Annotated in this window: 18 protein-coding genes; 13 read left to right on the forward strand and 5 right to left on the reverse strand. The window is 43.8% G+C overall.

Features of this window, described 5'->3' with window-relative positions:
- Nucleotides 1-1,910, reverse strand: a 1,910-nt coding sequence (locus B2863_RS09105; RefSeq protein ID WP_296209547.1) for an NADP-dependent isocitrate dehydrogenase, incomplete at its 3' end; no start/stop codon positions are given.
- Nucleotides 1,911-2,517: 607 nt separating this feature from the next.
- Between B2863_RS09105 and B2863_RS09110 the strand changes: the two genes are divergently transcribed.
- The 4 genes from B2863_RS09110 to B2863_RS09125 all read left to right on the forward strand — a co-directional run bounded on the left by B2863_RS09110 (nucleotide 2,518) and on the right by B2863_RS09125 (nucleotide 8,255).
- Nucleotides 2,518-3,900: a GNAT family N-acetyltransferase gene (locus tag B2863_RS09110; protein WP_296209550.1), complete on the forward strand. Its 1,383-nt coding sequence runs from the start codon at nucleotides 2,518-2,520 to the stop codon at nucleotides 3,898-3,900.
- 99 nt (nucleotides 3,901-3,999) lie between these two features.
- Nucleotides 4,000-4,488 carry a chorismate--pyruvate lyase family protein gene (locus tag B2863_RS09115; protein ID WP_296209552.1) on the forward strand — a complete coding sequence of 163 codons (489 nt, stop codon included), beginning with the start codon at nucleotides 4,000-4,002 and terminating at the stop codon, nucleotides 4,486-4,488.
- 565 nt (nucleotides 4,489-5,053) lie between these two features.
- Entirely contained in the window at nucleotides 5,054-6,310 is a 1,257-nt protein-coding gene (gene glyA, locus B2863_RS09120) for a serine hydroxymethyltransferase (protein ID WP_296209555.1), read from the forward strand.
- Between the two features lie 409 nt (nucleotides 6,311-6,719).
- A complete protein-coding gene (locus B2863_RS09125) occupies nucleotides 6,720-8,255 on the forward strand; it encodes an alanine/glycine:cation symporter family protein (RefSeq protein WP_296209558.1) in 1,536 nt (511 codons plus the stop codon).
- A gap of 135 nt (nucleotides 8,256-8,390) precedes the next feature.
- Here B2863_RS09125 and gltS read toward each other — a convergent pair whose 3' ends face one another.
- From gltS to B2863_RS09145, 4 genes are all read right to left on the reverse strand, one after another.
- On the reverse strand, nucleotides 8,391-9,665 hold the full coding sequence (gene gltS / locus B2863_RS09130; RefSeq protein ID WP_057758303.1) for a sodium/glutamate symporter: 1,275 nt from the start codon (nucleotides 9,663-9,665) through the stop codon (nucleotides 8,391-8,393).
- Nucleotides 9,666-9,803: 138 nt separating this feature from the next.
- Nucleotides 9,804-10,223, reverse strand: coding sequence for a barstar family protein (locus B2863_RS09135; RefSeq protein ID WP_296209564.1), 420 nt, complete (start codon nucleotides 10,221-10,223; stop codon nucleotides 9,804-9,806).
- Between the two features lie 16 nt (nucleotides 10,224-10,239).
- On the reverse strand, nucleotides 10,240-10,986 hold the full coding sequence (locus tag B2863_RS09140; RefSeq protein WP_296209567.1) for a ribonuclease domain-containing protein: 747 nt from the start codon (nucleotides 10,984-10,986) through the stop codon (nucleotides 10,240-10,242).
- Between the two features lie 121 nt (nucleotides 10,987-11,107).
- A complete protein-coding gene (locus tag B2863_RS09145) occupies nucleotides 11,108-12,409 on the reverse strand; it encodes a glutamate-5-semialdehyde dehydrogenase (protein ID WP_296209570.1) in 1,302 nt (433 codons plus the stop codon).
- A gap of 431 nt (nucleotides 12,410-12,840) precedes the next feature.
- Here B2863_RS09145 and B2863_RS09150 point away from each other — a divergent pair, with 431 nt between their 5' ends.
- From B2863_RS09150 to B2863_RS09190, 9 genes are all read left to right on the forward strand, one after another.
- Entirely contained in the window at nucleotides 12,841-13,146 is a 306-nt protein-coding gene (locus B2863_RS09150) for a hypothetical protein (protein ID WP_296209572.1), read from the forward strand.
- A gap of 348 nt (nucleotides 13,147-13,494) precedes the next feature.
- The gene (locus B2863_RS09155; protein WP_057758311.1) at nucleotides 13,495-14,292 is read left to right on the forward strand and encodes an ABC transporter ATP-binding protein; all 798 of its coding nucleotides are present in this window, start codon (nucleotides 13,495-13,497) and stop codon (nucleotides 14,290-14,292) included.
- Nucleotides 14,293-14,622: 330 nt separating this feature from the next.
- The gene (locus tag B2863_RS09160; protein WP_179799075.1) at nucleotides 14,623-15,423 is read left to right on the forward strand and encodes a transporter substrate-binding domain-containing protein; all 801 of its coding nucleotides are present in this window, start codon (nucleotides 14,623-14,625) and stop codon (nucleotides 15,421-15,423) included.
- 152 nt (nucleotides 15,424-15,575) lie between these two features.
- Entirely contained in the window at nucleotides 15,576-16,472 is an 897-nt protein-coding gene (locus B2863_RS09165) for a transporter substrate-binding domain-containing protein (RefSeq protein ID WP_101205565.1), read from the forward strand.
- A gap of 72 nt (nucleotides 16,473-16,544) precedes the next feature.
- A complete protein-coding gene (locus B2863_RS09170; protein WP_296209576.1) occupies nucleotides 16,545-17,492 on the forward strand; it encodes an ABC transporter substrate-binding protein in 948 nt (315 codons plus the stop codon).
- Nucleotides 17,493-17,928: 436 nt separating this feature from the next.
- Entirely contained in the window at nucleotides 17,929-18,663 is a 735-nt protein-coding gene (locus B2863_RS09175) for an ABC transporter permease (protein ID WP_057758316.1), read from the forward strand.
- Nucleotides 18,664-18,675: 12 nt separating this feature from the next.
- Nucleotides 18,676-19,401: an ABC transporter permease gene (locus B2863_RS09180; RefSeq protein WP_101205569.1), complete on the forward strand. Its 726-nt coding sequence runs from the start codon at nucleotides 18,676-18,678 to the stop codon at nucleotides 19,399-19,401.
- Between the two features lie 209 nt (nucleotides 19,402-19,610).
- Entirely contained in the window at nucleotides 19,611-20,240 is a 630-nt protein-coding gene (locus B2863_RS09185) for a fumarylacetoacetate hydrolase family protein (protein WP_414706930.1), read from the forward strand.
- Between the two features lie 314 nt (nucleotides 20,241-20,554).
- Nucleotides 20,555-22,771: a PhoX family protein gene (locus B2863_RS09190; RefSeq protein ID WP_296209581.1), complete on the forward strand. Its 2,217-nt coding sequence runs from the start codon at nucleotides 20,555-20,557 to the stop codon at nucleotides 22,769-22,771.
- The last annotated feature ends 6 nt before the right edge of the window (nucleotides 22,772-22,777 follow it).

The following is a 22,777-nucleotide window of genomic DNA, read 5'->3' on the forward strand; positions in this document are numbered from 1 at the left end:
TCTGTTGCTGTATCTAGCGTGTCTGCCAAGATTTGAGCTTTAGCATTGTTGTCGTTGTTTGCAAGATGCTCCAAAGATACCGTCAATGCCAAGAACTCACCAAGTGAATCCCAACGTAGATGGTTTTCTTCTGTCAGCTGCTCAACGTGCTTCGGTGCAGAACCACCAGCGCCAGTTTCAAATAAACCGCCGCCTTTCATTAATGGTACAACTGATAGCATCTTGGCACTGGTACCTAGCTCTAGGATAGGGAACAAGTCAGTTAGGTAATCGCGTAGGATGTTACCGGTCGCAGAGATAGTATCTAGACCACGAGCAACGCGCTCTAGCGTATAACGCATCGCACGAACCTGAGACATAATCTCGATATGTAAGCCAGTAGTATCATGATCTTTTAGATACGTTCTAACTTTTTTGATTAGCTCATTCTCATGTGGACGGTATGGGTCTAACCAGAAGATAACAGGCGTATCTGATTCACGAGCACGGCGTACGGCAAGTTTTACCCAGTCTTGGATAGGCTCATCTTTGACCTGACACATGCGCCAGATATCACCTTTCTCAACACGTTTTTCGAGTAGCACTTCATCCGTATCAATATCGACGATACGTGCAATACCAGCATCGCTAGACTCAAAAGTCTTGTCGTGCGAGCCATATTCTTCAGCTTTTTGAGCCATTAGGCCAACGTTAGGAACGGTGCCCATTGTTTTTGGATCAAAGTTACCATGCCATTTGCAGAAGTTGATCATTTCTTGGTAAATACGCGCAAAGGTAGACTCTGGCATGACGGCTTTACAGTCATACATTTTGCCATCAGCACCCCACATTTTACCGCCTGAACGAATCATCGCTGGCATAGAAGCATCAACGATTACATCACTTGGTGAATGGAAGTTGGTGATACCTTTTGAAGAGTCAACCATTGCCAGACGTGGGCGATGCTCTTGACACGCATGTAAATCACGCTCAATTTCTTCACGCTTTGAAGCTGGTAGCGTTGAGATCTTGTCGTATAGATCTGCCATACCGTTGTTGACGTTGATACCTAGCTCATCAAAGAAAGCGCCATGTTTCTCGAAAGCTTCTTTATAGTAGATTCTAACTGCATGACCAAAGACGATAGGATGCGAGACCTTCATCATAGTCGCTTTCACGTGTAGTGAGAACAAGATACCAGCTTCGCGGCAATCTTCCATTTCACGCTCATAAAACTCTAATAGTGCTTTTTTGCTCATGACCATCAGGTCGATGACTTCTTTATCAAGCAAAGCAATTTTAGGCTTTAATACTTTTTGAGTACCGTCATCAAGTAACAACTCCATACGTACCGTACGAGCTTTATCTAATGTCATAGATTGCTCGCCATCGTAGAAGTCGCCGCCATGCATGTGTGATACATGCGTGCTTGACCATTGCTTCCATTCACCCATAGAGTGTGGGTGCTTGCGTGCATAGTTTTTAACTGCTTTAGGAGCACGGCGATCTGAGTTACCTTCACGGAGTACTGGGTTCACTGAACTGCCTAAGCTTTTGCCATAGCGCTTGCGTAGCTCTTTTTCTTCGTCAGTTTGTGGATCTTCTGGGAAGTTAGGGATAGCATAGCCTTTGCTCTGTAGCTCTTTGATAGCGGCTTTTAACTGCTGTACAGAAGCACTGATGTTTGGCAGTTTGATGATATTGGTGTTTGGATCTTGAGTCAGACGACCTAGCTCAGCTAAGTTGTCAGGAACACGTTGCTCTTCGGTCAAGTATTCAGGGAATTCGGCCAATATACGCGCTGCAACAGAGATGTCGCTGGTTTCAACTTCAACGCCTGCCGTTTTAGTGAATGCTTCGACAATAGGTAAGAACGACAGAGTCGCCAGCGCTGGGGCTTCGTCAGTTTTTGTATAAATAATTTTTGACATTTTAGTTAGATCTTCCTTTAGGCTGTAGTTAATAATAAAGCTCAAATATAGTGTTGAATATGCGTCAATGATACTATGCAATAATCCATGATATGGTTAGAACAAGTACTTCATATGTAGCTTCTTAGAAATTTTTAAGACAGGTCAGACATTTTCTTTTAATAATATTCATGAAAAAAGCATTTGAAGGCAACACGTTAACGGTCGGCGCAAAATTGCCTAAAAGTGAATCACTGACGCTACATTATAATCAATCCACTATAAATCCGATAGGATGTCAATCGTATACCATGAACTAAGTATACTGTTTTAGCTCGTATCCTATGGTTTCGAATTATACTAAGCTAATAACAACCTTATTCTACCAGTCATCGGCTTCGATATCATCTTTTCCATACAACTACTGTTTTTTCATGACGTTTTATATTGATCTTACTGCCCATGAGTGCAGTCGTACAAACCACCGGCGTTATCGTTGGTGGTTTTTTATTGGGTGCGGATAAGTTTTTGCAAATTGTGACAGCAATGACGTAAAAATTTGCTAGTCTAGGTCATCAATAGATTGGTTATCGATAAATATATCGCGATTATAATAGTGACGGTGAATATGAGTTTAGAGTATGCGCTGATTAATGATACCAGCTGGCAGAGCCAAACAGAGTGGCGTACGCCAGATACCCCTTTTATGTCATTTGCTTTTTGGCAAGCGCTGACTGACACCGGAGCAATTGGTGAGCAGGCAGGGTGGCTACCGATATTTATTTTGGTACATCGTGTCACAGGCGCTACTAACAGTGCCGATAGTGAAGATAGCACCGATACCTTAGTAGACAGTGCGGCAGAAAATACATTGCAGCCTGTGGCCGTCATGCCAGTATTTATAAAAGGCCATCATCGCGGTGAGTTTGTATTTGATCATGCATGGGCTGAAGCTTATGCACGCTATGGCGTTGATTATTATCCGCGATTGGTCACTAGCGCACCATATACACCGATTACCGGTCAAAGAGTTTGGTTGGCAAAAGGTGAAACCTTAAATGAAGATATTCTCAAAACAGCCATCGCAGGTATCGATGATATCGCTCAACAAGTGGGCGCCTCAAGCTGGCATGGACTGTTTGTGACACCTGAGCTTGCCTCTATCGCCACCACATCTATGCCAACTGAAATTGATGTAGAGCATGCTATAGCTGCTCAAGAAAGCGGCGTAGAGTCAGCTACTATTGAGCTACCTATATTTGAGCGTCAAGGCTGCCAGTTCTTATGGCAAAACAAAGACTTACTTAATGACAGTAAGCCATTTGCAGATTTTGATGCTTTTTTGATGACCTTAAAAGCCAAAAAGCGCAAAACCATTCGGGCTGAGCGCCGTAAAGTTGCTGAGCAGGGCATTAGTTGCCAGCGAAAATGCGGCGATGCTATTAGCGATGCTGACTGGAAGGCTTTTTATCACTGTTATGTGATGACCTATGCAGTACGCGGACAACAACCTTATTTGACGATAGATTTTTTTATGGCATTGGCAGCGAGCATGCCTGAGCATATAATGCTTGCGCAAGCACTCGATGCCAGTGGTGAGATTATCGCGAGCAGTTTGTTCTTATATGACAGACCTGATAGCGACAATGTTAATGGTGATAAGGCTGATGGCGATAATAATGCTACCTTATATGGTCGTTACTGGGGCGCACTAGGTGAATATGACAGCTTGCATTTTGAGCTGTGTTATTACCAAGGTATCGAGTTTGCTATTGAGCAAGGGTTAATGTCTTTTGATCCTGGTACGCAAGGCGAGCACAAGCTGGTACGTGGTTTTATTCCAACCACGACACATTCTATCCACCGTATCTATGATCCACGTTTTGTACCAGCGATTGGCGATTTTTGTGCCAGAGATCGAATGCATATGGCGCAGTATCGTCAGCAGGCCTTTGAAGCTTTGCCTTTTAATGCAGACAATATGCCTGAATTTGATGGTAGTGACTCATAGCACTAATTCGTAACGGTAACCAGCTTTGACTCACTCTGCTTTTATTTGCAAGCACCTTTTAACTATCAAACATCCTATAAAAAATACTAGCCATAAACTATGACCAGCAATTCTTTTAGTTCTACCAGTGGCCTACCTCCTACTGAACTCTTACCTTGGCTAAATGCTGAAGGTTCTCTCACTGCGATATTAGAAGAGAAGGCAGGGCAGCCGCTGCGCGTAAAACGCAGCTTTGAAGGCTATCGTTCGCTGACTTTAGGTCAGAAAAAGCAGCTAGGTGTACGAGGCATGATGCTAAATCGTCCAATGCTGGCATGGATACGGGAAGTGCAGCTATATGGCAATGATGAAATGCCATGGGTGCAAGCACAGAGTATCTTTCCTTTAAACAGTTTAAAAGGTCAGTCTCGTCGTCTTCAGCATCTGAAAAATACACCTATCGGCTACGTGTTATTTAAGCGTCGCCGTACCTTGCCAAATGAGCGTTTTATCAGTCATACCAGTGACGGTTGGCAACGACAAACGCGTTATGACTGGCATGGTCGTAAGATAATGATCAGTGAAACGTTCCTACCGGCGTTCTTGTAATCACTTCACTATAAAAGTATTGCTGTGTTAACCTCGCTTGAGGTATTTAATATAGATCTACACTCGGCTGCCTTGTATTACTTTTAAATTGAATCGACTATATCTAGCCACATTTAAAAATATTTTATGCCTAAAACAGCATAAAAGGGCGGGCAAGAGAAAAAATTCAGCGGGTAAATCCTTTATTTTATTGGCTATTTATCTGTGTTATATAGTCATTTAATTCGCTCATCCTAAGGTGAGGTTTTTTTGCGCTCACAGCACAAATTTTCATGTTACACTTAATCTTTCGCGATGATATCGATGCAAATGTACATCGATTTTATTGACGAATCAGTCAAGTTAATAACAGGTCAGTCGCCTGTATTTATTCTTATTTCAATCTTTGCTAATAGACTCCATTCACAATAATGGTCGTACCATAAAACAGACTGCAGAAAAACAGCGTGCAGAGGTATTAATAGTACTTCAGCGACGTTGACGCAGTAGTTGTTTTATTGTGGGCAGGCTATAAGCTTCTTTTCAATGACGTTTTTTAATGACAGTCACTACTTAGGACATCACTATGTTTAAAGATATTTCTATCAAAGATTTTGATCCAGTACTTGCTGAAGCGATGGCCGCAGAAAGCGTTCGTCAAGAAAACCATATCGAGCTTATCGCCTCTGAAAACTACTGCTCACAAGCAGTGATGGAAGCACAAGGTACCGACCTTACCAACAAATACGCAGAAGGCTATCCTGGCAAGCGTTATTATGGTGGTTGTGAGCATGTGGATGTGGTTGAGCAATTGGCTATTGACCGTGCTAAAGAGTTGTTCGGTGCAGAGTATGTGAACGTTCAGCCGCATTCTGGTAGCCAAGCAAACTCAGCCGTATTTTTAGCATTGCTAGAAGCAAATGACACTGTACTAGGCATGAGCTTAGACGCTGGTGGTCACTTGACGCATGGCGCACATATCAACTTCTCAGGTTTGAACTACAATGCCGTACAGTACGGATTGGTAGATGGCACTGGCCTTATTGATTATGACCAAGTAGAGAGCTTGGCGCGTGAGCATAAGCCAAAAATGATCATCGCGGGTTTCTCAGCATATTCACAAATAGTTGATTGGCAGCGTTTCCGTGACATCGCGGACGAAGTAGGCGCGTATCTATTGGTCGATATGGCTCACGTTGCAGGCCTAGTTGCTGGCGGTGTTTATCCAAACCCAGTACCTTTCGCTGATGTGGTCACAACGACGACGCACAAAACCCTACGTGGCCCACGCTCAGGTATGATTTTGGCGCGTGATGAAGTATTGGCTAAAAAGCTAAACTCAGCTGTATTCCCAGGCAACCAAGGTGGCCCGTTGATGCATGTTATCGCTGCAAAAGCGGTTTGCTTTAAAGAAGCGTTAGAAGATAACTTCAAAACGTATCAGCAGCAAGTAGTGAAAAATGCGCAAGCCATGGCAAAAGTGGTTCAAGAGCGCGGCTATGAAGTCATCTCTGGCGGTACTGAAAACCATCTGATGCTGATCAGTCTCGTTAAGCAAGAAATGACGGGTAAAGAAGCAGACAAATGGCTTGGTGAAGCACACATCACTGTCAATAAAAACGCTGTACCAAACGATCCAAAATCACCATTCGTGACTTCTGGTATCCGTATCGGTACGCCAGCGATTACTACTCGCGGTTTCAATGAAGCACAAGCGGGCGAGTTGGCAGGTTGGATCTGTGACGTACTAGACAGTCGCGGTGATGAAGCGGTTGCTACTGAAGTACGCGCTAAAGTAGAAGCTATTTGTGCAGAATTACCAGTCTATGCTAAAAATCAGTAAACTTTAGAATGGTAATAAAAAAAACCGCTAAGCTTTTGCTTAGCGGTTTTTTTGTTATTGCTCTCTATAAATATTAGAGCATTTAACGCAAACCTATATTGGTATTGCTATTTAGCTCTTTTAATTATATTTAAGTCTATTGTTTAACCTGAAGATTACTACCGACATTTTTCGATAAATGTAGTGATCTTGACTGAGTTTTGGTATTAGTTTCAAGGAGCTAAGTTGATGTTTAATTAAGAAAAATGTGTAAATCTCTTTGTTTATACAAAAATATTAGTATATAGTCAGTATTGAACATTTAGTAATAATACTAATACAAATTATAATAAATAGTTACACTTTGTATTAGTATCGCTGTAATTGATTGAATAATTATATAAATATTATTTTCAATAGAGGGATTTACATGAAAAAACAATCTTTAGTCGCAACGATGCTATTACTCAGCACGACTCTTGCGCAAGCAGCAGAACAATCAGGTTTAGCAGCATTTGGAGCAGGTCTCGATGGCTTTATGGCCAATATATTCGGCTGGTTCGTCGACCTTATTTTCTTTTCAGTACCTCTTGGAGACGTCAGCTTCCCGCTCATTGTGGGTTGGTTATTAGTTGCCGCACTCGTATTCACTTTTTACTTTGGATTTATTCAGTTTCGCCAAATAGGCTTGTCTTTAGATATTGTTAGAGGCAAATATACCGATCCCAATCCCGCTAACAAAGAAGAAGGCGAGGTCAGCCATTTTCAAGCCTTAGCTACTGCGTTATCAGGTACTGTTGGTCTTGGTAATATCGCAGGCGTTGGTGCAGCACTTGCTATTGGTGGACCTGGTGCTACCTTTTGGATGATTATGGTCGGCCTATTCGGTATGGCGACTAAGTTTGTAGAATGTACGCTAGGTGTTAAATACCGTACGGTACTACCCTCTGGCGTCGTATCAGGTGGCCCTATGTACTACCTAAGCCGCGGTATGGCTGAACGTGGTATGGGCGGATTAGGTAAGTTTCTGGCTGTTGGTTTTGCACTCATGTGTATATTGGCGACCTTTGGTGCTGGTAACATGTTCCAAGGCAACCAAGCCTTTGCAGTCATGAGCTCTACGTTTAGCATTCCAACGGACTACAGTGTATTCTTTGGTATTGGCTTAGCATTTTTAGTCGGTATGGTTATCATTGGTGGTATGCCGCGCATCGCAACCGTTACCGAAAAAGTCGTACCCTTTATGGCTTTGTTATACATTACTATGGCGGTAATCGTACTGATTGCTAACTTTAATCATATCGGTACTGCATTTGGCGAGATTTTCTCGGGTGCCTTCACTGGTGCTGGTGTGGCTGGTGGCTTCATTGGCGCATTGATTCAAGGTTTAAAACGTGCAACTTTCTCTAACGAAGCAGGTGTTGGTTCAGCCGCTATTGCTCACTCAGCAGTAAAAACCAAAGAGCCTGCTACTGAAGGTCTAGTAGCGCTATTAGAGCCTTTCATTGATACGGTTGTTATCTGTACGATGACGGCGCTTGTTATTACTATCTCTGGGGTCAACACTGCCGCAAACTTACAAACCCAAGCGCTTACTGGTGTGGATCTAACCCGTGCAGCCTTCATGGAGACGGCGCCTATCTTCCAGTATTTCCTAGCTGTCGCGGTATTATTATTTGCTTTCTCAACGATGATTTCATGGTCATACTATGGTCTAAAAGCTTGGACTTACCTCTTCGGTGAAGGTAAAGGCGGCGAGATGATATACAAACTTATCTTCTTAATCTTCGTTGTTATCGGTACCATCGTACAGTTCAGCTTTGTTATCGACTTCTCAGATGCGGCTCTGTTCGCTATGGCTATCTTTAACATCATCGGTCTGTACTTCTTGATGCCAATTGTGAAAAGAGAGGTTAACTCTTTCATAGCGCGTGTGAAAAGTGGTGAAATTAAAAAGTATAAATAATGGGTTCGATTGAACACTCTGTTATAACTTGATAATTAAAAAAGCCCGCCAAGATAAGTCTTGGCGGGCTTTTCGATGGCTAATATTTGTTATTTGTTAGATATCTATTAAGTTTTGATCTGTAACAGCATCAGCCTACATAAACGGCAGCTTCGTAAATATCTGTAGTATCGTGGCATTAACGATATCAACGAAGAACGCACCTACCATTGGCACAATCAAGAATGCTTTAGGTGAAGGCAGATAGCGATCAGTGACTGCCTGCATGTTCGCAATCGCTGTCGGTGTCGCACCCATACCAAAACCACAATGCCCCGCTGACAATACAGCCGCGTCGTAGTCTTTACCCATAATTTTAAAGGTAATCAGGTAAACGTAGATAATCATAATGATGGTCTGTACGACCAATATGACTAGTACAGGACCTGCCAAATCGGTCAACTGCCAAAGTTTCAAAGACAATAATGCCATCGCTAAAAATAGGCTTAAAGAAGCATTACCAAGTACATCAATTGAGCGGTCAAACATATCAAAATTGAAGACCATCGTCAGTACATTGCGAATGATGACACCGCCTGCCAGTGCCCATACGAAAGTAGGCAGCTCAAACCATGTACCTTCAGCAACGATGGCCATCACATCGGCAAAAGCCAAAGCACCTGCGAATAGTGCCAAGGTTTCGATAGTAGAAGAAGCGGTGATAAAGCGCATGCTATCAGGTCTTTCAAAGATATCTTTATTACTACCTGCAGACTCCTCATCGTGTTTGGTGCTATATAACGACTGTGCACCAGCAACTTTTTCGATATCGCTAGGATCAGGGTTAGCTGGCGTTGGTTTTAGGCCAAGTCGATTAATCAAGCGGCGGGCAACAGGACCGCCAACAATACCACCCGCGACCAAACCATAAGTAGCAACCGCGATACCAAGTGTAGTCGCACCGACCACGCCGTAGTCTTGTTCTAGCGTAATGCCCCAAGCGCCTGCTGTACCATGACCACCAGTTAGAGCGATAGAACCTGTCACCAGACCGAGCAGAGGATCAAGTCCCAATGCACTTGCCATGGCCACACCGACGACGTCCTGCAATACAATAAATACTGAAACAACGATAGTAAAAATTAGTAATGGTGTGCCGCCTGCTTTTAGTCGACTAAAATCAGCGCTCAGACCGATGGACGCAAAGAACATCAACATGGTGGCGGTCTGTAGTCCTTGATGAAAGTTAAAACTATATCCCCAAACCATATTGAGAGCATAGACGACAATCGCCGCGACCAAACCACCAGCAACCGGTTCTGGAATATTAAAGTCTTCTAAAAACTTGACTCTCCGCACCAAAAACCGCCCAAGTAGCAGCACTAAGGTGGCCAATATCAGGGTGTAATAACCGTTTAAGGTAATCTCCATAGGTTAATCCTTTCTATAAAATAAATTAACCTGAATTCGGGATAAATATGGCTTTATCTCGAATTCAGGTTTCTATGATGACGAATAGTTATCGGTGACTATCGGCGGTCGGGCTTGCAATATATAGGCTTTTAGCGACTAATTTTCTAACGCATAAGCTTCATCCTCAGATGGCACGATGATCCACAATTGCGGTTTGCCAAATTCTCTAAAAGCATCCTCAATGATGCTTTTAAAGACATTGAAGTCCTCAGTGTTTATTCTTTTAACGTCTGTCAAATCCAGCCTTAAATGAATTGCCTCACTGTCTGTTAGACAATCCCATGCACTGTCCCAGTTGTGCGAAAAATAACTAGGAAAGTCACAGGCCTTGGCCAAACTCGTCAATAGCTCAGTTTTTTCGAGCGTGTCACCTACGGCTATAGTAACAGCCTGCGCAGGAATGCTAGTACCCAGTGCTGTACCGTTTTGGTTAATGTGGTCTTGATTCACGTGGCTTTGATTAACGTAGTGGATTGCTTGGTTCATACTTTCTCGGTCCGTATTCGCTTGTTTCATATCAGCTCGTTTAATATTAAGGCACCTGTAGTCTTTGGAAACTATCATAATGGTCGATAGTCAAGTAATAGACAGTAGGCGGGTTACCACCTGTGACGATACGCCGTGCGCCGCGATGAGAGACACTAGGGGTGGGTACGGTATATTCGCGGTAGTAGCCTTGTGACTGGGCGGGTAGTCTGCCTTCACGGTTATAAAACGTCGTGCCATCTTTATTTGGGTAAGGAAATGGTCCACCTTGCTGGATAAGCGCAATCGTATTATCGACCTGTGCATCACCCGTTATACCAGCAGTAATGGTTTGGCTCGTATTATTAGTGACGTCCTGCGATACCGTTGTCGACTCGATGCTATCAGCAAGCAATGTCGAATTTAAATCGCCAAAGAAATAGAAAGCGACGGCGATGATAGCGATAAGGCTAAATAGCGTAGAGCCTAAGCTTCTCTTATTGGGTCTGCTATTGTGACTGCTACGATTTGAGTTACGAGTGCTGTGATGGCTATTAGTATTAGTAGGTGTATAGTTTGGAATACCTGATGCAGTATCTTGTTCAAGGCTCAATGAAGATGAGGTCACTTCAGTGGCTCTCAATTGGTTTTTATCATTACGGGCACTGTTAAAATAGACACTTTGACCAACCGTTATAGGTTTCGCCAGTCTTGCTTTGCTAATATGAAAGAACACATCTTCACTTTGATTATCTACATCGATAAAGCCATAGCCTTTATCTTCGTTCCAGTGCTTAATCTTGCCACTTTGCATGGTCGTACCGCTCCCTATAATTTAAATGCCTTAACTAAAATACTTGTGATTTAAACGAAGAAACGCCAGCATAATTGCTGACGTTTCTGATTACTCGTTTTGATAGTCGATGCTAGTATGATTAAGCACGGGTTTCGCCATGACCATACACGATCCATTTTTGTGAAGTCAGACCTTCAAGACCGACAGGGCCACGTGCATGGATTTTGTCCGTTGAGATACCAATCTCAGCACCGAGACCGTATTCAAAACCATCAGCAAAACGGCTAGAAGCGTTAATCATCACGCTGGCTGAGTCCACTTCTCGGATGAAGCGTTGCGATTTGGTATAGTTATCAGTGATGATGACATCGGTATGATGGCTGCCGTGCGTATTGATATGTTCAATCGCTTCGTCAATACCTGCGACCACTTTTATCGCTAGGATAGGAGCTAAATATTCAGTATCCCAATCCTCAGAAGTGGCAGCGGATAGATGACCTTTAAGCTTAGCATTCTCATTTAGAATAGCTTGCGATTTGTCATCAAGACGCAGTTGCATCGCATCATCAGCAGCAATGATGGCTTCGGCAATTTTAGGTAATAGCTCATTAGCGACTGCCTCGTCGACCAATAAGGTTTCCATGGTATTACACGTACCGTAGCGATGAGTCTTTGCATTCACACTGACCTTGATCGCAATTTCAGGATCAGCATCGCTATCGATAAAGGTATGGCAATTACCATCTAAATGCTTAATTACAGGTACTTTTGCATCGTTACTGATACGCGCAATCAAACCTTTACCACCACGTGGGACGATGACATCGACGTATTCAGTCATGGTAATCAGCTCACCAACGGCTGCACGATCGGTCGTCTGTAGCACTTGCACGCTATGTTCTGATAGATCAGTATGGCTAAGTCCTTTGATGATGCATTTAGCAATCGCTTGGTTAGATTCAAATGCCTCAGAACCACCGCGCAAGATAATAGCGTTACCTGACTTGAGTGCTAGTGAGGCAGCTTCTAATGTTACATTAGGGCGCGACTCATAAATCATACCGACCACACCAAGTGGTACGCGCATTTTGCCCAAATGAATACCCGATGGCTGATAGGTCATATCAGTGACTTCACCGATTGGATCAGGAAGGCCAGCGACGTCTTTAAGACCTTGTAGCATACCGTTAAATCGTGCTTCGTTTAGCTCCAAGCGGTCGAGGAGTGCACTATCAAGATTATTTTTTTGACCGTTGTCCATATCGATTTTATTGGCAGCCAAGATGTCTTGTTTGGCATTGACCAGCTCATCATGAATGGCCAAGAGTGCTGAGTTTTTATCGCCAGTGTTGGCAGCAGCCAGCGCGCGAGAAGCGGCTCGTGCTTGCTTGCCGACAGACTGCATATAGGTCGTAATATCCGTAGTATTCGATTGATTCATAAATTATTTTCCTTATGTGATACAGGTTTTTTATAACTAAAAGCGCCCAGTTTTATATAGGTAAAAATACCTAAAAAGGCGAAAAATGTCGCAAAAAAAGAAGTTTTGAATGCCTACTCAAATAGCGATAGGTCATTATGCTATTTAACATAGAGCAGATTGGGACGATAGTAAAGATGATTTTGTGAACAGAATCCGCTTTGTAGCGCTCTTGTAGGGGCTTATTCAAAGTAATATTATTCATGCTAAGCGGTATTTATTTAAGATAGCCGCGTTATCAGTACTACACTATATCTTTACGTGTTTTTAACAGAATTGCGCTGTAAATACTAAGGTAGCTGCAAGATATCCTCAGTATAGTAAGCATTAAAACAGCAAGGCTATCAGTAGATAGTACTTAATCTTATTATGATGTGTAATGGAGAACGAACATGGCTACGAAAAATACAACTTATAAAAATTGGTTAACGGTTGGCTTGGTCGCAGGTGCTTTGGCATTAGGCGCTTGTAGCAAAAAAGATGACACACCGATGGAAACTGAAGCTGATACTACTGTAGATGCTCAAACCTCTGTAGAAGAAAGTGCAACAGCGAGTGACAATGAAAATGTGGCCGTTGCTAGTGCCGATGATGAGGGTATGGACGTTACCAATAACGATGATGTGGCAGTGGCGACAGCAGAAGATGCAGATATGATGGATGGGACTGAAGACTCAGAGCATGTATCGACGTACTAATCGCATATTATAGAATGCACTAGTTACATATTAAATGTACTAAGCACATACTATAAATAGGCAGTTATCAGATAACACAACGTCTCGTATTCTAAAGTGATAAAATAAAGCCCAGAGCGATAAATGCAGTCTGGGCTTTTTTGTATTCGCGGTTTGTTAGAAGCTGATTAACCCGTTGGTTAAATACAATATTTGCCTTTTTACTGCGTAATAAGAGACAATATGGCATTTTTCTCTTTGCCTCATCAGGCATATTACGATAATGCATCTAGATGCTTGTACTATATATAGATATAGCTCTTATTTTATTCGTGTTTTCACTCATATTTATTGGAAGTCTGCTGAACCATGCTTGATACTGCAAAAAACCCGACTCGGCCTATCGCCCTAGACTTACAAGACATCCATAAAAGCTACGGCTCATTAGAGGTATTGAAAGGGGTATCCCTGACTGCCTATGATGGCGATGTTATCTCTATTTTGGGCTCATCTGGCTCAGGTAAGTCGACGTTGCTGCGTTGTATTAATCTTCTAGAAAACCCAAATCATGGTCGTATCTTGATCGGTAATGAAGAGCTGATGCTAAAACCTGCCAAATCAGGTGAGCTGCAAGCAGCAGATGTGAAGCAGCTAGAAAGCTTGCGTGCACGCGTCGGGTTTGTCTTTCAGAACTTTAACCTATGGCCGCATAAGACCATTTTGCAAAACATCATCGAAGGGCCAACGCAGGTCTTAAAGATTAAAAAAGACCAAGCGATTAGCGATGCGGAAAAGCTGCTCGATAAAGTCGGCCTACTCGATAAAAAAGATGCTTATCCTGCGAACTTATCTGGTGGTCAGCGTCAGCGTGTCGCAATTGCCCGTGCACTTGCTATGCAGCCACAAGTCCTATTGTTTGATGAACCAACCTCTGCGCTAGATCCTGAACTGGTTAACGAAGTGCTTGCGGTAATGCGCGAGCTAGCAGAAGAGGGGCGTACGATGCTTATCGTTACTCACGAAATGCGCTTTGCCCGTGAAGTATCAAGCAAAGTCGTCTTTTTACATCAAGGTGTGGTTGAAGAAATTGGCACACCTGAGCAAGTCTTTGATAACCCTACCTCTGAACGCGTCAAAGACTTTATGGCATCGCACCGTCCTACTTAGTTATTAGTTTTTTGCCTAATACCATGTCTGATACAGATGGTGGCAACACGCTTGCCACCATTTATCCTGCCAAACATAAAATCACTGTAACGTAACCATTGTTGACTGTTTATTGCCCAATGATAACTCTGAGTATGCAAAACGTTTGTTTTTGATATTTTACTCAGGTATTATCAAAAGGTTTATAGGCCGTCATGTCTCGTGGCTGCCTGTTATTCTGCTATCTATATTGCTTGTCTGGCAGGGACGTCAGAGAACAAAATATCAGAACCCTAAGTCAGAAAATCCTGTCAAAAACTTATGTAAAACCCATCAGAATTTAAGGAACGTATGATGTCGAATTCTCGCCTATTGTGGTCATCAATGACCGTTACTGCTGCATTGATGTTGAGCGCTTGTAGCCAACCTGCCGATGAAACTACCGATACCAACGCTGACGCCCCTGCAGCAGAAACCACTGGTAAAACCATTCGTATCGCCACCGAAGGCGCTTACCCTCCATTCAACTACACCAACGCTGACGGCAGCTTGGCAGGTTTTGATATCGATGTTGCCAATGCCTTGTGTGATCAAATGCAAGCCAAGTGTGAAATCGTTGCACAGGATTGGGACGGTATTATTCCTGGTTTATTGGCACAAAAATATGATGCCGTGATTGCAGGTATGTCTATCACTGCTGAGCGTCAAGAAAAAGTTGATTTCAGCGAGCCGTACTTTGCCAATACAATGGTATGGCTAACCAATACGGATGGTGGTTTTGATCCTATGGCGATTAAAGACGCAACGCTTGGTGGTCAACGTTCTACTACGCCAGGTGCTTATCTACAGGATAACTACGAAGGCAAAGAAGGCAACACAGTTCAATTGTATGACAACTATGACAATGCCTATCTAGATCTAAAATCTGGTCGTAGCGATGCGGTATTGGCTGAAAAAGTTTCTGCCAAATCATGGTTAGCAGAAAATGCAGCGGGCTTCGGTATCGTTGGTGATGAAATTGATAACGATGACAATATTGCCATTGCTGTACGTAAAGGTGACTCACTCAAAGCTGACTTTGACAAAGCATTGAGCGAAATCCGTAGTAACGGTGAGCTTGCACGTCTTGAGCAGATGAACTTTGGTCAATAATGACTCACTGAAGATTTATGCTTAGAACAAGTAACGTTTGATGCGAGTAATGCTTAAAACCAAGCATGTTTCAAATAAACGGTGTTTATAAGCATAAATCAGCAAGCAGTGATTGACGATACAGCTGGTAAATATATTAAGGAATAAAACTTATGACAATTTCAATGACATCATCAATGAGCAAAAAAGCATTGTGGCTAGCACCGCTTAGCGCAGCAATGCTAATGTTGGCAGGTTGTAATAATAGCTCAGCACCAGCAGAAAATGCTGAAGCTGATACCGCTACTGAAGCGCCTTTAAATATCAAAATTGCGACAGAATCAAGCTACAAGCCTTTCAGTTACACTGATGCAGATGGCAAACTAATTGGTTACGAGATTGAGCTAGTTGACGCACTATGTGCGCAAATGAAAGCTGAGTGTGAAGTCATCTCTCAAGATTGGGACGGTTTGATTCCAGGGCTTAACGCACAGAAGTTTGATGCAGCTATCGCAGGTATGTCTATCACGCCTGAGCGTAAAGAAGTGGTTGATTTCAGTGACCCTTACTTCCATAGCGGTATCATCTTGATCGGTAAAAAAGGTGATGACTTAAGCGTAGAATCGCTAACAGGTCTACCAATTGCCTCACAGCGCTCAACTGTTGCCTCGCAATACCTACAAGACGAGCATGCAGATGCTGATATCAAACTATACGATACGCAAGACAATGCTTATCTAGATCTAACCTCAGGCCGTGTGCGCGGTATGATGTCTGATAAAGTAACGGGTATTGACTGGTTAAAAACAGACGCAGGCAAAGGCTACGAAGTCAAAGGTGAAGAAATCAGCACCAATGATGATGCAATGGGTATTGCTTTCCGTAAAGGCGATCCGTTAGTTGCTAAGTTCAATGCAGCATTGGCTGAGCTAAAAGACAACGGTACCTATGATCAAATCACGGGTAGCTATTTTGGTACTAGCTCAACGGCTGCAGCACAAAAAGCGGTGGCAACAACTGATAGTGTCGAAGAAGTAATGGTCGCTGAAGAAGAAGCGCCAGCTAACTAATACGATATCTAGCAGTTTGACTGCTGTTGTTTGAAGACGTGTTGTTTACTCAAGAAAAAACCAAGGATGATCATGAGCAACCATTGTGCCCCAATCTGTACCACGACTGGCAAATCTAATATTAATATAGCCAGTCGTTTGTCTATGTCACTGCTTGCGCTAGCGACGGCCTTTACCGTTGCTGGCTGTAGCAATAGCCAGGAGAGTACAACTGATACCAATCCAGAGGCTACCGAAGCAACGGCAGCCTCTACAGGTGATGTATTACGCATCGGTACAGAAGGGGCCTATGCACCTTTTAACTATACCAATGCCGATGGGACACTGGGTGGTTTTGATGTTGAGTTAGCAAATGCACTCTGTGTGGATATGCAGGTTACTTGTGAAATTGTGGCGCAGGACTGGGACGGTATTATCCCTGGTCTAAAAGCGGGTAAATACGATGCAATCGTAGCCGCGATGTCCGTTACTCCAGAGCGTTCGCAGCAAGTGAGCTTTACCGATCCGTACTTTAGCAATGCCTTGGTTTTTTTGGCCAAAAAAGACAGCAGCTTTGACCCTAGTAACAAAAGCGATATTGACTCGCATTCTATTGCTGCACAGCGTTCAACCATTTCATCTCAGTGGCTAGAAGACACGTATCCAAAAGCCGATATGAAGCTTTATGATACGTTGAGCAATGCGTTTTTGGATCTCGGTTCAAACCGTGTCGATGCGATGATTTCTGATAAGCTGCCTGCTATAGAATGGCTGAGCTCAAATGCTGGTAGCAAATATGCGCTAAAAGGTGATGAGATCGATATTAATGATAACTTTGCAATAGCAGTACGCCCAGGCGATCCGCTACAAGCAAAGATCAATCAGTCTCTTGCTAATATAAAAGCTAATGGTACTTACGATAAAATCAATCAAAAGTATTTTGCGGTACCAGCATCTGCAACGAGCACAGTTGATGAAGACGCAAATACAGGCATAGGTGCAGACATTAGCGAGCAACCAACGACAGAAAGCACTAGTTAATAGCTAACAGTAGTCAAAGATAGCAGTCAAAAAATATTGTTTTGATCAATAAAAGGATATCGCCATCATGGTGATGTCCTTTTTTATTTGTCGTTATAGCAACGAATATACATAATAGCCGCCTATCAATTTTACTCAAATTTAGTCGGCTGATTTTATGTCTCTAGAGGCAAGTGTCTGTTTAAGTACGGTTTAGGCACAGCTTTTACGCGTCAGTATTAACATCACGGCGAGTGAATATGATAAAATCAGCGCTCATTTCTACTGTGTCAATTATCGCAGCGTTAATCGTATTCTTCTGACGTCATTTTTTGACGCCGACCATCCCTATTGATTTGGTATAAAATACGGTGTTTCGCCGCGTTCAGCTATTGATGCTGATTCTTTTAACTCATATTTTGCAAATTGCTAATATAAAGAGACTGAGTGGATAATCGTGTTTGACTTACAAGGATTTGGCGCGCTTTTATTGAGCGGCGCTACCGTCACCATACAGCTAGCTGTGACCAGTTTAATCATTGGTCTGGCTCTAGGCTTGCTCGGCGCAACCGCAAAGATGTCCAATATCTGGTTGCTGCGTAAACTTGCGACTGTCTATACTGCGACAATGCGCGGTATTCCTGAGCTGCTATTGGTGCTCTTTATTTACTATGGCGGCTCTATCTTATTGATGAGCATCCTCAAAAAGTTCGGCTATAACGACTATGTCGAGATTAGCGCTTTTTGGGGTGGTGTCATGGCACTGTCTATTGCCTTTGGTGCATATGCGACTGAGATTTTTCGCATGTCCATTCAAGAGATTCCAGTAGGGCAGCGAGAGGCTGCGCAAGCGATTGGTATGCGTCCTTTTCAGACTTTTTATCGCATCACGTTGCCGCAAGTGTGGCAGATTGCTTTACCAGGTTTGGGAAATTTATTTCTGGTACTGCTCAAAGATACCGCATTGGTATCGGTCGTGGGTCTCAAGGACATCATGTATCAGTCATCGCGTGCGGCACAGTCTACACAGCAGCCGTTTACCTTTTATATGGCAGCAGCGATTATTTATTTAGGTCTGACCATGTTGATTACTGGCTTTATGATGTGGCTTGAGTGGCGCGCCAATCCTGCGGCACGCTATGCCAAAAAGATAAGCCGTCAATCCACTCACAGTCAATCGACCATAGGGTAGAGGAGAGATACTATGGATTGGAATTGGCAGGTCATTTTTGACCATATCCCTGATTTACTAGGTGGCGCGGTATTGACCGTACAGCTGGTTTTGTTTTCAGGTGTGATTGGATTGCTGTTTGGTTTGGTTTTGGCGTTATTACGACTGTCTAAGAATTGGGTGGTACAGATACTACCATTCCTGTATATCTTCTTTTTCCGTGGTACGCCGCTGCTGGTACAGATATTCCTGATTTATTATGGTTTAGGTCAATTTGAGGCCGTACGCGAGTCGTTCTTGTGGGAGCCGGTACTTAGCCAAGCATATTGGTGTGCCATCATCGCCTTTACCCTGAATACCAGTGCTTATCTCGCAGAGATTATACGCGGTGCGATTCAGACGATTCCGATTGGAGAGCTTGAAGCTGCTGATGCGCTTGGTATGTCAAAATGGCAAAAGCTAACACGCGTTACGCTGCCGCGCGCATTTGGTATTGTGATTCCAGCGTACAGTAACGAAGTTATCTTTATGCTAAAAGGTAGTGCGCTCGCTTCGACTATTGCATTGATGGATATCACAGGTGTTGCTCGTACGATTAGTGCGCGTACCTATACCTTGATGGAGCTATTCTTTGCCGCTGGTATCGTCTATCTATTGCTGTCGTGGGTTATCTTGTTTAGCTTTAGAATGTTTGAAAAACGTATGAACCGTCATGCCAGTTATGTACCACCAGATGTGGTGACCAATACGATTCCATAGTTAGCAGTTAGCAGTTAGCAGTTAGCAGTTAGCAGTTAGCAACTAAAAATCGTCAAAGTCACTGTAGACAATATAGTATGGACAGCTGATAAAATAGCCATCATTTACAGGGAGAGTTTAGTATGAGCCAATCGCCACACGAGTCATTAGCGAACGCCATTGCAGCCGGTGTCAATGCCGAGCAGGGCGTTATCAATCATAATGAAAGCCTGCGTGCTTCTATTGGTAAAGTTGTCTGTGTTGGTCGTAACTATGCGGCACATGCTGCAGAGTTGGGCAATGAAGTACCAACTACGCCGATACTATTTATGAAACCTGCGTCTTCAGTGGTTTCTATCCGTGGTGATGTGGTTCGCCCAAGTCCAGAGCTGTTTGGCGAGACTCACTACGAGGCCGAGCTATGTATTCAGCTATCAGCTGATTTATCTATGGCGACGATTGAGCAAGCTCAGCAAGCGATTGGTGGCGTGACATTGGGGCTGGATTTGACCTTGCGTGATTTGCAAAGCAAGCTAAAAGAAAAAGGTCATCCGTGGGAGCGTGCTAAGTGTTTTGACGGAGCTTGCGTCCTTGCTGATTGGCTCGACCCACAAGCGTTTGGCAATCTGCAAAGTGTACAGTATCAGCTATCTATCAATGATAAATTAATGCAAGATGGCGATAGTGCCTTAATGCTATTTCCTGTCTATGAATTGCTGGTCAATATCAGTCACGCCTTTAGCTTGCAAGCAGGTGATGTGATTATGACTGGTACGCCAAGCGGCGTTGGTGTGTTGCAAGCAGGCGATCAGCTTAAGCTAAAACTGGGTGCTCATGAGTGGGTATCACAAGTACAGTAAGCTTGATTGCAATAACAGACGCATATTAAAAGCCCCGAGCAATTGCTTGGGGTTTTTGTTTTTAAGCCTTTATATTTATTTTTTAAATTTGCTAACTGCCAAACAATTCTAACTGCCAAACAATGCTAACTATCTAATCATTCTATTTTTAAATAACCATCAGTACATTCGATTGTCATCAGTTTGTCACCTATTGTTCAGCGTGCTGTCATAAAGGTTGAGTAGACTTAAGCGGAATTCGTATTTTTGTGGTCGTAATTATAAAGCCGCGATCAACTCTCTGCCAATCTAGCCTAATAGCAAGGTGACTGATAATGACATTATTGAACAATGAGCGAACGCTTGCCCACGAAGTGGTTGAAGACTCAAATCCTACTAATAATACTGACTTTCAGACGATTATCAATCGTCGATTGAACCGCCGTAGTATCCTAAAAGGTGGCACAGGGTTGACGGCTGCTGCGTTTTTTGGCGCATTACCTTTGGTCGGTTGTAGTGAAGACGACGATAACAGTATTGTTGGTGATGACGATAATGCCGCTATCCCTGCACAAGGTGATTTAAAGCGTCCTGATACCTTAAAGTTTGAGGCAGTCGCGCATTCAACAGCGGATACGATGACCGTAGCAGCAGGCTACAAGGCAGAGATGATATTACCACTTGGTACACCACTGAACTCTGGTATCGAGGACTGGAAAGACAATCGCGAGCAATCAGCAGAGTCATTTGAATGGCGTATGGGTGACAACCATGATGGGATGTGGTTCTTTGGCAAGAACGGTAACGCTTACGATGCCAAAGCGTCAGAAAATAGCTTGCTAGTCATGAACCATGAATACGTTAACAGCAGTGAGCTTAGTCCATTTGGCTATTACGTCACTCAAGATAACGATGCTGCGCCTATTTTTCAAAACCGTCGTCTCGCGAGCGACGTACGCCGTGAAGTCAACTGTCATGGCGTCTCAGTGGTTGAGTTAACTCGCCGCGCAGATGGTATGGGTTATGAGATGGTATCTGACTCTAAATACAATCGCCGTATTACCAGTAGTACAACAGCGCAATTGGCTGGCCCTGTGGCAGGCTCTGCTCTGGTCAAGACCAAGTTTGACCCGACAGGCTATCAGACTCGTGGTATCAATAACAACTGCGGCGCAGGTCTGTCACCTTGGGGCACCTATCTGACTACCGAAGAGAACTTCTTGGGGGTGTTTGCCCGTGGACAAGATGCGAGCCAATTGAGCGCTGGTGATAACTATGCGCGCGAGCGCTACGGTGCAGTGGAGGACTTCCCAGGTTGGGAGTATCTATGGCATACCCCAGAGGCAAAGGATGCCAAAATAGCAGATGAGTTTTCACGCTGGGATATGACCGCAGTTGGTGCCAGTGCTGCTGAAGATTATCGCTATGGCTTTAACACTTTTGGTTATATTACTGAAATTGACCCATTTGACCAAAACTCTATACCGCAGAAACGTACTGCACTGGGCCGATTCGCTCATGAAAACTGCGCGTATGCTCCTGTCGAGCAAGGTAAGCCAGTGGTATTCTACATGGGTGATGACGCCCGAGGTGAGTACATTTATAAGTTTGTCTCCAAAGCGATGTGGTCAAACTCGGACATCGGCGGCGGACTAAAAGCAGGTGACAAATATCTGAATGACGGCACGCTATATGTGGCGGTATTTAACGAAGATGGTAGCGGTGAGTGGAAAGCCCTTGTCCACGGTCAAAACGGACTGGATGCTTTTAATAGTGTACTGCCATTCAATGGACAAGATGAAGTATTGGTCTTCGCCCGTGCCGCTGCCGATGCTGCTGGTGCTACTAAGATGGATCGACCTGAATGGGTATCAGTCAGTCCTATGACGGGCGATGTCTATGTGACATTGACCAATAACAAATATCGCGGCGTACGTGACGATCAGCCTGTCTCAGCTTCCAATCCGCGTAGCTATCAGTCAAGCGGAAAAGCACTTGGTAATGACAATGGTCACATTATTCGCTGGGCAGAAGCAGGCGGTGACCATGCCGCAACGAGCTTTGAATGGGATATTTATCTGTTTGGTGCGCCAAGTGACTTATCAGCAGAAAACCTCTCTCAGTTAAATGATAATAATGACTTCTCTTCACCTGATGGACTGTATTTTGACCCGCGCGGTGTCTTGTGGATTCAGACAGACGACGGCGCTTACACCGATACCAGTAGCTGTATGTTGCTTGCGGCTCTGCCGGGTAAGGTCAGTGATGGGTCGATGACGACCACATCGGCAGGGCAGTCGACCCGAGTCGGCACATCTGCCAGCAATGACAATATCAAACGATTCTTTGTCGGTCCTGAAGGATGCGAAGTAACAGGTATCACCATGGCACCAGATTTCAAAACGCTGTTTATCAACATCCAGCATCCGGGCAACACATGGGGCGCTGTCGCTGGCGGTAGTATTCCTCGCTCAGCGACTGTGATGATTACTCGCGAGGATGGTGATGTCATACTGGCAGAATCATTTGATACGGCTGATAGCACGACATAGATAGAT

The organism is Psychrobacter sp. UBA3480, from assembly GCF_002377945.1.
Taxonomy (GTDB): Bacteria; Pseudomonadota; Gammaproteobacteria; order Pseudomonadales; family Moraxellaceae; genus Psychrobacter.